The organism is uncultured Zoogloea sp., assembly GCF_937894855.1.
Taxonomy (GTDB): domain Bacteria; phylum Pseudomonadota; class Gammaproteobacteria; order Burkholderiales; family Rhodocyclaceae; genus Zoogloea; species Zoogloea oryzae.
Map to the genome: position 1 here is coordinate 1 of NZ_CALAYQ010000042.1, position 13,443 is coordinate 13,443.

Genomic DNA, 13,443 nt, shown 5'->3' on the forward strand with positions numbered 1-13,443 from the left:
ATTCCCTCCGGGTCTGATGTTATGCCTCAAACACAAAAATTCGGACAGGCTCCCCGACCCACGGGGCGGGGGGTGATTTTTCATCGACGGAGGGTGATTGCCACCCTCCGTCGCCTCATTATTAGGCGACGCTGCCTTATTTTTAGGCGACCGAGGGTAATCGGGACCCTCGATTGCCTAACTTTTAGGCGACGTCGCCTAAAGTTTAGGCAGCCGAGGGTAACGGAGACCCTCGGTCGCCTAAAAATGAGGCAATCGAGGGTCTCCGTTACCCCCTCCCGGATCGACCCGTAGGTCGGACTTCAGTCCGACAACACGGGTTGATGAGCGGGGGGGAATGTCGGACTGAAGTCCGACCTACAGGGATGGGGCGCTGCCCTCGCCGGCCTCGCCGATCTGCGTGCGCAGCTTTTCCAGCACATCGGCCTCGGTGCGCACGTGGAAGAAGGCGCCGGCTTCGTCGGCGCGTTCTTCGAGCACCTGGCAGTGGGCAAACACGGCCTGGCGCAGTTGCTGGGCAGACCAGGGGAGGAAGAGCTCGGCCTCGACCAGATCGCGCTGGAAGAAGGTGACGATGGTGCCGTGCAGGCGCATCACGTCGTCGGGGCGGCGGGCGCTCATCACGATGCAGCCGGGGTAGCGGGCCTCCAGTGCGGCGGCGTGTTCGGCCTGGGCTTCGGCGTCGCCCACGTGGTCGATCTTGTTGAACACACGGATGCGGGGCACTTCGTCGGCGCCGATCTCGGCGAGCACGGTGTCGGTGACTTCCAGCTGGCGCTCGAAGCCGGGGTCGCTGGCGTCGATCACGTGGAGCAGCAGCTCGGCTTCGAGGGCTTCGTCCAGGGTGGATTTGAAGGACGCGACGAGGCCGTGGGGCAAATTTTTGATGAAGCCGACGGTGTCGCTCACCAGCACGCGGGGCACGCTCTCGGGGTAGAGGACGCGGACGGTGGTGTCGAGGGTCGCGAAGAGCTTGTTGGCCACCAGCACCTCGCTGCCGGTGAGGGCGCGCATCAGGGTGGATTTGCCGGCGTTGGTGTAGCCCACCAGCGCCACGCTGGCGAGGCCGCGGCTGCCCTGGCGGCGGGCGCGCTGGGTCTTGCGCTCGGCGTCCATGGCGATGATTTCCTGCTGCAGCTCGGCGATGCGGTCGCGGATCTTGCGGCGGTCGAGCTCGGTGAGGGATTCACCCGCCCCACGGCCACCACCGCCGCCCCGCTGGCGCCCCTGGGAGCCGGCCAGCTTGGCCATCTCGCGCAGGCGCGGGGCCATGTAGCCGAGGCGGGCGATCTCCACCTGGGCCTTGGCGGCGCGGGAGCGCGCGTTGCGGTGGAAGATCTCGAGGATGACCATGGTGCGGTCCATCACCTCGCAGCCCACTTCCACCTCCAGGTTGCGCGCCTGGGAGGGCGACAGCTCGTGATCCACCAGCACGAATTCGATCTCGCGGCCGTCGTCGCCGGCCACGTAGTCGCGGACTTCCTGCCGCTTGCCGGCCCCCAGGTAGGCCGCCGTGTCGAAGGTGGTGCGCTTCTGGACGAAGCTGTGGACGACCTGCAGGCCCAGAGTCTTGGCGAGTTCGCGCAGCTCGGTGAGCGAGGCGTCGAACTCGAAGTCGGGTACGTTGGGCAGCTGGACTGCGGCGATGACGGCGTAAATGGGGGTATCTCGGGCTTCGGTTTGCATGCGGCGCGGGGCGTCTCTCGAATGGTCAAAAGCAGAGTGTACCCGCCATGGGGCCGGGGGCCGCGAAGTTTGGTGACAGGGCGGGAAGAGGATGGGGTACGTGCTGCCCTGTAGGTCGGACTTCAGTCCGACAATACGGCCGGATCGGAGGGGGGATGTCGGACTGAAGTCCGACCTACAGGGCCCAAAGGGCCTGCATGGCGTTCTACAATCCGCCGCATCCCCACACCCTGCATGCCGCCATGTCCCTTCCGCGCCTTGCGCCCGGCATCGTCCCTGCCCTGATGGCGTGGATGCTGTACGGGCTGATCACCTTCGTCATCCAGTCGAGCAGCGGCATCTCGTATCTGGACTGGTTCAGGACGGCGGCCAATGCCTGGCGCACCGGGGTGCTGTCCCTCGCGGTGGGCAGCGTGGTCCTGCTGGGCTGGCTGGCCATCACCCGCTGGGATCACCTGTGGCGCGATCCGCGGCGGCTGCCGGTCAGCGGGGTGATGAAGGCGGCGATGGGGTTCTGGTGGGCGGCCATCGCGCTGCGCCTGGCCGGCGTGGACTGGCAGGCCGTGCCCCTCGACCTGCTGCTGGCGGTCGTGGTGTCCGGGGTGCTGGTGGGCTTTGCGGAGGAGACGCTGTTCCGCGGCTTCGTGCTGCGCGCCCTGCGGGAGGGCGGCCGGGCAGAATCCAGCGCGGCGCTATGGACGGCCGTCTGCTTCGGCCTGTTCCACCTGCCCAACGTGCTGATGGGCACCGGCGCGGTGGGGGTGATCCAGGTCTTCATCGCGGCCCTGAGCGGCAGCGTGCTGTACGTCTTCCGCCGCCACACGGGCCGCCTGTGGCCGGCGATGGTGGCCCACGGCGTGTGGGACATCTCGACCTTCCTCGCCGGCGGCTATGCCCAGCCCTGGCTCACCGCCACCACCCTTCCCATGCTGGGCCTGTCGGTGCTGGTGGGGATCGTGGTGCTCGCGAACATCGTGCGGGGCGACCGGCATGTGGTGATGCTCCCTTAACCCCAAGACCGACCACCGCCCATGCCCCATCAGCAGATCCTCAGCTTCACCACCCGCCCCCGCGCCACCCGCGACATCACCGCCGACGTGGCCGCGGTGGTGCGCGCCGCCGGCATCGATTGCGGGCTCGCCCACGTCTTCGTGCAGCACACCAGCTGCTCGCTGCTCATCACCGAAAACGCCGACCCGGACGTGCGGCGCGACCTCGAAACCGTCTTCGCCCGCCTCGCCCCCGACGGCGACCCGGCCTACCGGCATGATCTCGAAGGCGACGACGACATGGCCGCCCACGCCCGCAGCGTGCTGTCCGACGTGAGCCTGACCGTGCCAGTGGGCGGCGGCCGCCTGCTGCTGGGCACCTGGCAGGGCATCTTCCTGTGGGAGCATCGGGCGCAAAGCCACAGCCGGCGGGTGGTTGTGACGGTCATGGGCTGATTGCTCCGCGATGGCCAGCGGACGTTTCGGGGCGCATACTTTTCGAGCCGGCCTCCATGCCCGGTCGGACGGAGCCCACCCCATGAACCCCTCCGCAAAGCACGACACGCAATATCTGCTCGCCGCCGCCACCCTCGTCATCTTCGCGTCCATCGGCATGGCCTTCTGGTCCTGTCAGGACGGCAGCCACGAGGCCTGCCTGTACAACATCGGCCTCACGCCGGTGCTGGCCGTCGTCTTCTACGTGGTCGTCGGCGCCCCGCTCGCCCTTCTCGCCGCCTTCCTGCGCGACGAGGTCTTCGCCGACCAGCCCGACGACGACGCCAACAAGCCACCGCCCGCCCAATAGGTGCCGACGCCCCCGCGGCCCGCCGCCATTTGTGACGATGGTTGGCTGATCGCCCGAACCCCAAGCCCGTCACGGGAATTCGGCGGCGCCGGTGCTATGCTCGGGGGATTAGCCACTGGCCGTGCCGCCACCGGCCATCGCGTCTTCCGGAGTACCGTTCATGAGATCCGCCCAGAAATCCCCCCTGTCCCTGCGCCCGCTGGTCGTGGCCACTGCCCTGGCGCTGGCCGCCCCGGCCGTGCTGGCCCAGACGGCCGCCAAGCCGGCCCCTGCGACACCCGCCGCTGCGCCCGCGGCCGCCGCAGCCAAGCCGGTGGCGACGCCCGCGCCTGCTCCGGCGACAGCCAAACCGGCCGCGCCTGCGGCGCCGGCAGTCCCCACGCCGGCCACCGCGGCCGTGCCCGGCGCACCGGCCGACCCCAACGCCGCCCCGCCGGCGCCGCCTCCGCCGCCCCTGTCGGACATCATCCTCACCAACGGCGACATCATCACCCTCGACGACAAGCGCCCGAGCGCCCAGGCCATCGCCATCAAGGGCACCAAGATCATCGCGGTGGGCAAGAGCAAGGACATCCTGGCCCGCTGGAAGAGCGAGGGCACCGAGGTGGTGGACCTGGCCGGCAAGACCGTCGTGCCGGGCTTCATTGACGCCTGGGGCCAGATGTCGCGCCTGGGCCTCGCCACCGTGGCGGCTCCGCTGCAGTCGCCGCCGGAAGGCAGCGTTGCCGACGTGAACGGCCTGCTCCGCGCCCTGCGTGACTGGAGCCGCGGCGAGCTTGCCCAGCGCTTCGGGTGGACCATCGGCTTTGGCTACGATGACAGCCGCCTGCGCGAGCAGCGGCCGCTGTCCCGCACTGATCTCGACGGCATCTCCCGCGACAAGCCGGTGCTGATCGTCCATGCCTCCGGCCGTCAGGTGGTGGCCAACAGCGAGGCGCTCAAGCTCGCCGGCATCACCCGCGACAGCATCGACCCACCGGGGGGCAGCATTGGCCGCTGGCCGGGCTCGAAGGAGCCGGACGGCGTGCTCGACGGCGCCGCCGCCACCGCCCTGCTCGGCGCGCTGCCGCAGCTCCCGAAGGACGAGCGGATGGCGATGATCCAGCAGGGCCAGAGCCTGATGCTGCAGAACGGCTACACCACCGCCGTCGAGGCCCGCGCCACGCCGGACGACCTCACGCTCTACACCCAGGCGGCGGATGCCGGCCTCCTCAAGCTCGACGTGGCCTTCTACGCCGACCTGGCCAGCGCCGGCAGCGTGCTCAAGGGCCACAAGAGCATCGGGCCCAAGTACTACAAGAGCCGCCTGCGCCTGGCCGGCGTGTCGTTCGCGCTGGATGGCGTGGCCGAAGACCGCAGCGCCTGGCTCACCCAGCCCTACCAGCTGCCGCCGCCGGGCAAGCGCACCAAGTTTGCCGGTTATCCCGGCGCGACGGACGAAGTGGCCACCGAGCTCGCCACCCGCGCGTACGCCAACGGCTGGCAGGTGGCGGTGCAGGCCAACGGCGACGCGGCCATCGACCAGTTCATCGGGGCGATCCGCGCCGCCGCCGCCAAACACCCGGCCAAGGACCGCCACCCGCTGCTGGTGGGCGCCCAGACCATCCGCGACGACCAGCTCGACGCCCTCAAGGAGGCCGGCGCCAGCCTGAGCTTCGCGCCCCAGCGGCTGGTGCTGTCAAAGCCCGCGCTGGCCGATTACCTGCTCGGTCCCGAGCGCACCGCCCGCTTCGCCCCGGCGGGCAGCGCCCACGCCCGCGGCATCGCCACCCTGCTCCACGCCGATCCGGCCCTCACCGCCCCGTCGCCCTTCGGCGTGATGGCCGCGGCGGTGAAGCGCCCGGTGGGCGAAGACCAACAGCTCGATCCGCTTACCGCGCTGAAGGCCCTCACCCTGCTGCCGGCGCGGCAGCTTGGCGAAGAGAAGATCAAGGGCAGCATCGCCACCGGCAAGCTGGCCGACATCACCGTGCTGTCGGCCAACCCCCTCAAGACGCCCACCGACAAGCTGGGCGAGATCCGCGTCACCGGCGTGGTGAAGGAAGGCGCCGCCGTCTTTGGCGGGCCGGACGGCGGCGTGCCGATCATCCGCTGACCCCTGCAGCCGGGCGCCAGCCGGTGCCCGGCCCAGCTCCCGTTAAGGGACACCCCTAAGCAGGAAACCTAAGCGACTCCCGAATTATCCCGGGCGCGGCGGATGGCTATAGTCGATGGTCACCGGCCAGTGATGGCCAGCCGCCCTGCCCGCATGAACAATTCGCTGCTCCTCAAGGCCGGCAGCGCGTGGCGCACCTTGCTCGCGCCTCTCGACCGGCCCCTCCTGCTGCTCACCGTCGTCCTGCTCGCCTTCGCCACGCTGATCATCTCCAGCGCGTCACCCCAGCGGATCAACGCCCACCTCACCAATCTGGCGGTGGGCGTCGCCTGCCTGCTCGCGGCGGCCCACGTGACACCCCAGCGCCTGCGCGTCGTCACGCCGCCGCTCTATATCGTGGGCATTGTGCTGCTCATCGCCGTGGCCCTGTTCGGCGACATCTCGAAGGGCGCCCAGCGCTGGCTGAACCTGGGCTTCACCCGCGTCCAGCCATCCGAGATCCTCAAGATCGCCGCGCCGCTGATGCTGGCCTGGTTCTACTTTCATCGGGATGGGGCGCTGCGCCACCGCGACCACCTCGCGGCGGTGGGCCTGCTGATGCTGCCGGTGCTGCTCATCGCCAAGCAGCCCGACCTGGGCACGGCGATCCTGGTCTTCCTGGCCGGGTTCTTCGTGCTGTTTCTGGCCGGCATCCCGTGGAAGTGGATCGCCCCGCTGGTGGTGGGCGTGCTCGCCATCGTGGTGGTGCTGCTGCTGTTCGGCGACAGCCTGTGCGAGAAGGACCGGCCCTGGCCGCTGCTGCGCGAATATCAGAAGCATCGGGTATGCACCATGCTCAACCCCACGTCCGACCCGCTGGGCAAGGGTTTTCACATCATCCAGGCGATGATCGCCACGGGGTCGGGCGGAGTGTGGGGCAAGGGCTGGGGGCTGGGCACGCAGACGCAGCTCGACTTTCTGCCCGAGCGCCACACCGACTTCATCTTCGCGGTGCTGGCCGAGGAGCTCGGGCTGGTCGGCGCGCTGGTGCTGCTGGCAATCTACATCCTGCTCGTGCTGCGGGGCATGTCCATCGCGCTCGCCACCAAGGACCGCTTCAGCCGCTACCTGGCGGGCAGCCTCACCCTCAGTATCTTCTCCTACGCCTTCGTGAACATGGGCATGGTGACGGGCATGCTGCCGGTGGTCGGCGTGCCGCTGCCCTTCATGAGCTACGGCGGCACCGCGCTGGTGATCCTGTGCATCTCGCTGGGGATGCTGATGTCCATCGCCCACGACCGCAACGCCGGCCGGGCGAGCAAGGCCGCCCTCAGCCCAGGCTGAGGCGCACCAGCTCGGCCACGCTGGCCACCCCCAGCTTGTCCATCATCCGCGCCTTGTGGACCTCGACGGTGCGCGGGCTGATCGCCAGCTCGGCCGCGATCTCGCGGTTGTGGCGCCCGGCCACCACCCGCTCCATCACCTCGCGCTCCCGCTGGGTCAGGCCGTCGATGCGGCGGCGCGCCTGGTCGCGGCTCGCCGCGGCGTCGATGGTCTCGCGCTGGCGCGAGAAGGCTTCGCCGATGGCCGCCAGCAGCCGCCCCTCGTCGATGGGCTTCTCGAGGAAATCCACCGCCTGGGCGCGAAACGCCGCCCGGGCCGAATCCACATCTCCGTGGCCGGTCATGATGACCACCGGCAGGCTGGCGCCCTGATCGAGCAGGGTGCGCTGCAGGGTCAGCCCATCCATGCCGGGCATGCGGATGTCCAGGAGCAGGCAGCCGCGCCAGTGGGGCTTGAAGGCCCGCAGGTAGCTGTCGGCGTCGGCGAACATGGCCACCCGGTAGTCGTGAATGCCCAGCAGCAGCCCCAGCGCGTCGCGCACCGAGGGGTCGTCGTCGACGATGAATACGGTCAGATTGTCGGTCATGGTGTGATGGCTTCCCGGATCGGCAGGACGAGCCTGAACTGCCCGTGGCCGGCGACCTCGCCCGTCAGGCTGCCGCCGTGCGCCTCGGCGATGGCCCGGCTGATGGCCAGCCCCAGGCCCATCCCGTTCGACTTGCCGGAATAGAAGGATTCGAAGACGAGCCCGAGCTCCCGCGCCGTGAGGCCGGGGCCGGAATCCTCGACGCAGATGCAGACCTGATCGTCCGCCGGGACGTCGGCCCTGAGGCTGACCCAGCGAGGCCCCGTGGCCTGCGCCTGCACCGCGTCGAAGGCATTGGACAACAGGTTGCGCAGCACGACTTCCAGCTGGAGCCGGTCGGCCAGCAGGTGGATGTCCGGCACCTCGTTCACCGTGAAGGCGATCCCCGCCGCGGCGGCCTTGTCCCGGTAATGTTCGGCGGCGGCCTCGACGAGGCTGCCCAGCGCCACGTCCTCGAGACGGGTGGCCCCGGTGCGGAAGAAATCCCGCAGCCGCTGGACCACCTCGCCGGCCCGGCGGGCCTCGCTGCGCATGCCGTGGATGGCCGCATCGAGCCGCGCCCCGCTCTCACCCCGCGCCTTGAGGGTGTCGTAGGCCGAGGCGTAGGCGCCCATCGCGGTGAGCGGCTGATTGAGCTCGTGGGCCAGGGCGCCCGCCATCTCGCCGGCGGCGGCGAGGCGCAGGGTCTGGCGAAGTTCGTCGCTGGTGCGGCGCTGTTCATCCACCACGCCGCCGATGAGAAAGCCGATCAACGCCATCACGAAGGCCAGCATCTGCAGCTCGGCCACCGTCACCGCGCTGAAGTCGAGCCACTGCACCGCCACGATCACCCCGATCTGCAGCAGCATGGCCGACACGATGGCGCCGGCCATGCCCTGGCGCGCCGCCGCCCAGGCGATCGGCACGAACAGCCAGTAGAACAGCTTGAACCCGCTGCCGCCGCCCAGCCCGAAGGCCACCAGCAAGGCCACCACGCACAGCAGCGCGTAGCCCAGGGTTTCCCAGCGCAGCAGCGCCGCCTTCAGCATCAGGCGGCCGCGCTCGCCGGCCAGCCACCAGAACAGCGGCATCGCCAGCGCAATGCCCACCATGTCGCCCACCCAGAACTGCAGCACACCACCGCGCCAGCCCTCGGCCGGCAGCAGCCCCAGCGCGCAGAGGCCGGTGATGAAGACCACGCTGTTGAGGAGTGTGCCCAGCACCACCGGCACCATCCAGCCCAGCAGCGCCGAGCGCCCGTCGAGCAGCGATCCGGGCTCCATGCGCCGGCGGAGCACTTCCGCCAGGGCCAGATAGCCGCCGGCGAGCATCAGCGCCGACAACAGGCTGCGCCACCATTCGGGGGATACATCCCGCACGAGGAACTCGCTGGCCACCACCGCCACGACGAACGCCCCGCGCGCCAGCGGCCCCTGGCACAGCACATAGACCAGCCCGAGGGCCGGCGCAGGGTTCCAGGGCGTGATGTTCAGCCCGTGCAGCGGATGGATGAAACTCGCCGCATCCAGGGCGATGTACAGGCTGACGAAGACGAGGGGGAGCAGACGCTTGCGCAAGAAGGACGCCGAACAGTTGGAGATGGCGCCATTGTGAAGCCGGCGCCCCGATCGCGTAACAAGGGAAACACGTACGTGATTCCGCTAAGTGCTTCCCGGATTTCCCGGGGCGGCGCGGCCGGGTACCGTAAGGCCAACTCCTCACTGTTCCCGGATCATGCTCTCCCTGGCCGCATCTGCGCCTGAAATCGCCGCTGCCGCAATCTTTGCGGTCGCCGTCGCCCACACGTTCTCGACCCGCTTCTTCGCCCATCTGGCTCACCTCCAGCCCCGTCACGCCGGGCTGTGGCACCTGCTCGCCGAGGTGGAGGTGGTGTTCGGGCTATGGGCATTCGTACTGGTCGCCACCCTGTTCTGTCTGTCGGGGCAGGATGCCGCGGTGGCCTACCTGGAAGGACGCAACTTCACCGAACCGATGTTCGTGTTCGTGGTGATGGTGATCGCCGCCAGCCGCCCCATCGTGAGCACCGTAATCGGCGTGGTCCGCCTGCTGGCGTCGGTGATTCCGATCCATCGCGCCGTGGCGACCTACTTCCTGTGCCTGTCGGTGGTCCCGCTGCTGGGCTCCTTCATCACCGAACCGGCCGCCATGACCCTCGCGGCGCTGATGCTGCGCGACGGTTACTACCAGCAGGGCCTGTCCAACCGGCTCAAGTACGCCACCCTGGGGATGCTCTTCGTGAATGTCTCCATCGGCGGCACGCTGACCCATTTCGCCGCGCCGCCGGTGCTGATGGTCGCCGCGAAGTGGCAGTGGGACACCCTCTACATGATCTCCCACTTCGGCTGGAAGGCGGCCGTCGCAGTGTTTGCGAATGCCATCATCCTCACGTGGTTCTTCCGCGAGGAGCTGGCCGAGCGGGGCCAGATCGACCCTGACACCCAACGCGCCCCGGTCCCCGTCACGATCAGCGGGATTCATCTCGCCTTCCTGATCGGGGCAGTCTTCTTCGCCCATCACCCGGTGGTGTTCATGGGGCTGTTCCTGTTCTTCCTGGGCTTCACCGAAGCCTACAAGACCCACCAGGACCGCCTGATCCTGCGCGAAGGCCTGCTGGTGGCGTTCTTCCTGGCCGGGCTGGTGGTGCTCGGCGGGCTCCAGCAGTGGTGGCTGCAACAGGCGCTGGTCGGCGTGGAGCCGACCCTGCTGTACTTCCTCGCCACCGCGCTGACCGCCCTGACGGACAACGCCGCACTGACCTACCTGGCCTCGCTGGTGGACGGCGTGTCGCCCGAATTCAAGTACGCCATCGTCGCCGGCGCGGTGACGGGCGGTGGCCTCACCTTCATCGCCAATGCGCCGAACCCCGCTGGCGTGGCGATCCTCAAATCGAACTTCGACGACGAATCCATCAGCCCGATGGGCCTGTTCCTGGCCGCGCTGCCCCCAACCTGCGTCGCCATCCTGGCCTTCCAGGTGCTGTGATGTCGGCCGCCAGCCCGATCCTCCGGTCACGCTGGCTGCAATGGGTACTGGTCAGCCTGTTCCCACGCCTGCGGGCCTGGCCCGTGCGCGACTGGCCGGGCGTGCTGGAGAAGGCAAGATCGGTCGAAGCGGACATTGTCGAGCGCATCTCGGTGATCGCCAGCCTGGTGCTGGTGACCTGGCTGCTGCGCCCGCCGACCGGCCTCGACGTACCGCAACCCCTGCTCTTTCTGGCCCAGATGGTGATGGCGATGCCGGCATTGGTCGCGCTGACCGGGCCGTTCTACCTGCGACGGCTCCGCCGCGGCCTGCAGGCGGCCTACCGCCGGGATCATCCCCCCGCCGCGCCGCCCGGCGCCGACGCCCCCTGACACGGAGCGCGCGACCATGAACACCGCCGCCGCACAACCGGAAGACCACGCCCGTCACCGGCTGCTGATCCCCATCGACGCCACTGCGGCGTCGAAGTGGGGGATTGCCCACGCGCTCCGGATTCATCGGGAGGCCGGGCCGGTGGCGGTGTGTCTGCTCTACATCGTCGCGCCGGTGTGCCACTGGACGGTGCGGCGCTTCCGCACCGAGCAGGAGATCCACCGCCACTTCGAGGCTCGGTCGCGGGTATTTCTGGAAGAAGCCGCCCGGCCCCTGCGGGACGCCGGCATCGTCTGCCACGGTCTGTTCCGCGAAGCACCGCCCGTGCCTGGCATCCTCGATCTGGCCGAGCAGCTCGGCTGCACCGGAATCGTGGTGCCGGCCCCCGGCTGGCCTGACCTGCTGGGCAGAAGTCTTGCCCGACGACTGCAGCGCGCCCGGCGCGGGACTCCCATCACCCTGGCCCGCCCGCCAGCAGCCCTGGAGCGGGCTACTTGAGGCTGGACAGGGAGGCCACCACCGCCTCGATGTTCTGCTCGCCCAGGGCCATCACCGCGGCGGTCATCGGCGGGTAGATGCGCTCCGGGCCGCCCTTCAGGTAGCGCTTGAGGGTCTGGCGCAGGTATTCCGGCTGCTGGCCGGCGAGCCGCGGGAAGTTCTCGCCGCCGCGCGCCTCGGGGCCATGACAGCGCACGCAGTTGCGGGCAAACAGCTGGCCGCCCTCGGCCGAGCGCGGGCCCGGCGTGGCCACCGACGGCGTCGCCGGCAGGTTGGCATAGTAGTAGGCCACGCTGGCCTTCTCTTCGGCGCTGAGGGCCTTGCCCAGCCCCTGCATGAAGGGCTCCAGGCGCCGGCCGGTGCGGAAGACCTCGATCTGATTGAGCAGGTAAAGGGGATGCTGGCCGGCCAGGTTGGGCAGCTCGGCATAGCGGGCACCGGCCTGCTCGCCGTGGCAGTTGGCGCAGAACTGGGCCACCTTGCGGCCGGCGTCGATGGCGGCCTTCTGCTCCACCGGCGTGCCTTTCTGCAGCCGCGCGAGGATGTCGCGTCCATCCGCCGGCGTCGCCGCCGCGGCCGGCAAGGCCAGCCCACACAACGCAGCGACCAGCAGTGTCGCCGCGGCCTTCGGTTTGATACCCATCATCGGAAACCCCTCTGTGGCTGGCTGGCGAGATGACCCGCCGCCTGATATGGGCATTGTAGCTGCCCGCCTCGAACTACAATTCCGCCTTTGTCACAGTCATCGACCGCATGTCCGCCGCCTCCGCCCCCTCTCGCAGCACCGTCCGCGTCGCCATCGTCGGCGGCGGGCCGGCCGGCCTGATGGCCGCCGAAACCCTGGCCGCCGCCGGCATTCATGTGGATGTCTTCGACGCCATGCCGTCGGTGGGGCGCAAGTTCCTGCTGGCCGGAAAGGGCGGGCTCAACATCACCCATTCCGAGGCGTTCGAGGCTTTCGTGTCCCGTTACGGCACGCGCCGCGCCGAGCTTGAACCGATGATGACGGCATTTTCTCCCCAGGCCTTGCGCGACTGGGTCGAGGCGCTGGGCGTGTCCACCTTTGTGGGCACCTCGGGCCGGGTGTTTCCCGCCGAGATGAAGGCCGCGCCGCTGATGCGGGCGTGGCTGCACCGCCTGCGCGAAGCCGGCGTGCGCATCCACGCGCGCCACCGCTGGACGGGCTGGAACGCCGACGGCAGCCTGGCCTTCACCACGCCCGCCGGGCCGCTGGCGGTGACGGCGGACGCCACCCTGCTGGCCTTGGGCGGCGGCAGCTGGGCCAGGCTCGGCTCCGACGGCGCGTGGGTGCCGTGGCTGGCGGAAAAGGGCATCGCCGTGGCCCCCCTGCGCCCGGCCAACTGCGGCTTTCTGGTGGCCTCGCCCCGCGCTGCGGCGGGCTGGAGCGAACATCTGGCGAGCCGCTTTGCCGGCCAGCCCCTCAAGTCGGTGGCGATGCGCGTGGCGGGCGACGCGGCACCGCCGCGGGTCGGCGAAGCCATGCTGACCGCCGACGGCATCGAGGGCAGCCTGATCTACGCCCTGTCGGCCGCCATCCGCGATCGCATCGAGGCCGCCGGCGAGGCGTTGCTGGAGATCGACCTCGCCCCCGGCCGCCCGCTGGAGCGGGTGCTGGCCGAGGTCGCCCATCCCCGCGGCGCCCGCTCGCTGGCGAGCCACCTGCAGAGCCGGGTCGGCATCGCCGGGCTCAAGATGGCCCTGCTGCGCGAGTGCGTGCCCGCCGAAGATCTGGCCGACCCGACCCGCCTGGCCAGCGCCATCAAGGCCCTGCCGGTGCGTCTGGTGGCGCCGCGGCCGCTGGACGAAGCGATCAGCAGCGCCGGCGGGGTGCGCTTCGAGGAACTGGACGACGGCCTGATGGTGAAGCGCCAGCCCGGCCTGTTCTGCGCTGGCGAGATGCTCGACTGGGAGGCGCCCACCGGCGGCTACCTGCTCACCGCCTGCTTCGCCAGCGGCCGGCGGGCCGGCGAAGGCGTGCGCGACTGGCTCGCGGCAGGCGCCAGGCGTTACACGATTTAACGCATCCCATTACACACATCTCCCACCCCTGTACCCTATCGTCCTGAGTGACGAACACAGGGAGCGT

Annotated in this window: 13 protein-coding genes; 9 read left to right on the forward strand and 4 right to left on the reverse strand. The window is 69.6% G+C overall.

Annotation, left to right across the window (positions count from 1 at the left end):
* Positions 1-357: 357 nt before the first annotated feature.
* Positions 358-1,686 carry a GTPase HflX gene (gene hflX / locus Q0672_RS05825; RefSeq protein ID WP_298620671.1) on the reverse strand — a complete coding sequence of 443 codons (1,329 nt, stop codon included), beginning with the start codon at positions 1,684-1,686 and terminating at the stop codon, positions 358-360.
* Between the two features lie 197 nt (positions 1,687-1,883).
* Here hflX and Q0672_RS05830 point away from each other — a divergent pair, with 197 nt between their 5' ends.
* The 5 genes from Q0672_RS05830 (at position 1,884) to rodA (ending at position 6,898) form a co-directional block, all read left to right on the forward strand.
* The gene (locus Q0672_RS05830; RefSeq protein WP_153160550.1) at positions 1,884-2,696 is read left to right on the forward strand and encodes a CPBP family intramembrane glutamic endopeptidase; all 813 of its coding nucleotides are present in this window, start codon (positions 1,884-1,886) and stop codon (positions 2,694-2,696) included.
* Between the two features lie 21 nt (positions 2,697-2,717).
* Positions 2,718-3,131, forward strand: a complete 414-nt coding sequence (locus Q0672_RS05835; RefSeq protein WP_153160551.1) for a secondary thiamine-phosphate synthase enzyme YjbQ — start codon at positions 2,718-2,720, stop codon at positions 3,129-3,131.
* Between the two features lie 82 nt (positions 3,132-3,213).
* Positions 3,214-3,480, forward strand: a complete 267-nt coding sequence (locus tag Q0672_RS05840) for a hypothetical protein (protein ID WP_298620676.1) — start codon at positions 3,214-3,216, stop codon at positions 3,478-3,480.
* 160 nt (positions 3,481-3,640) lie between these two features.
* Complete coding sequence (locus Q0672_RS05845) at positions 3,641-5,575, forward strand: amidohydrolase (protein WP_298620678.1); 1,935 nt, start codon at positions 3,641-3,643, stop codon at positions 5,573-5,575.
* 153 nt (positions 5,576-5,728) lie between these two features.
* Positions 5,729-6,898, forward strand: coding sequence for a rod shape-determining protein RodA (gene rodA / locus Q0672_RS05850; RefSeq protein ID WP_298620679.1), 1,170 nt, complete (start codon positions 5,729-5,731; stop codon positions 6,896-6,898).
* Here rodA and Q0672_RS05855 read toward each other — a convergent pair.
* Both Q0672_RS05855 and Q0672_RS05860 read right to left on the reverse strand, forming a co-directional pair.
* Positions 6,885-7,484: a response regulator gene (locus Q0672_RS05855; protein ID WP_298620680.1), complete on the reverse strand. Its 600-nt coding sequence runs from the start codon at positions 7,482-7,484 to the stop codon at positions 6,885-6,887. The genes rodA and Q0672_RS05855 overlap by 14 nt on opposite strands.
* Positions 7,481-9,040 (reverse strand): ATP-binding protein, encoded by a 1,560-nt coding sequence (locus Q0672_RS05860; RefSeq protein WP_298620682.1) that lies wholly within the window; start codon positions 9,038-9,040, stop codon positions 7,481-7,483. The genes Q0672_RS05855 and Q0672_RS05860 overlap by 4 nt, the downstream gene beginning before the upstream one ends.
* A 157-nt stretch (positions 9,041-9,197) precedes the next feature.
* On the opposite strand from Q0672_RS05860, the gene Q0672_RS05865 reads away from it, so the two are divergent.
* The 3 genes from Q0672_RS05865 to Q0672_RS05875 are packed head-to-tail and all read left to right on the forward strand — an operon-like array spanning position 9,198 to position 11,336.
* Positions 9,198-10,466 (forward strand): putative Na+/H+ antiporter, encoded by a 1,269-nt coding sequence (locus Q0672_RS05865; protein WP_153160556.1) that lies wholly within the window; start codon positions 9,198-9,200, stop codon positions 10,464-10,466.
* The gene (locus tag Q0672_RS05870) at positions 10,466-10,837 is read left to right on the forward strand and encodes a hypothetical protein (protein WP_298620686.1); all 372 of its coding nucleotides are present in this window, start codon (positions 10,466-10,468) and stop codon (positions 10,835-10,837) included. The genes Q0672_RS05865 and Q0672_RS05870 overlap by 1 nt, the downstream gene beginning before the upstream one ends.
* A gap of 16 nt (positions 10,838-10,853) precedes the next feature.
* The gene (locus Q0672_RS05875; protein WP_298620688.1) at positions 10,854-11,336 is read left to right on the forward strand and encodes a universal stress protein; all 483 of its coding nucleotides are present in this window, start codon (positions 10,854-10,856) and stop codon (positions 11,334-11,336) included.
* On the opposite strand, the gene Q0672_RS05880 is transcribed toward Q0672_RS05875, so the two are convergent.
* Positions 11,329-11,982: a c-type cytochrome gene (locus Q0672_RS05880; protein WP_298620690.1), complete on the reverse strand. Its 654-nt coding sequence runs from the start codon at positions 11,980-11,982 to the stop codon at positions 11,329-11,331. The two genes, Q0672_RS05875 and Q0672_RS05880, sit on opposite strands and share 8 nt — an antisense overlap.
* A gap of 107 nt (positions 11,983-12,089) precedes the next feature.
* Between Q0672_RS05880 and Q0672_RS05885 the strand changes: the two genes are divergently transcribed.
* Positions 12,090-13,376: a TIGR03862 family flavoprotein gene (locus Q0672_RS05885; protein ID WP_298620692.1), complete on the forward strand. Its 1,287-nt coding sequence runs from the start codon at positions 12,090-12,092 to the stop codon at positions 13,374-13,376.
* Positions 13,377-13,443 lie beyond the last annotated feature (67 nt).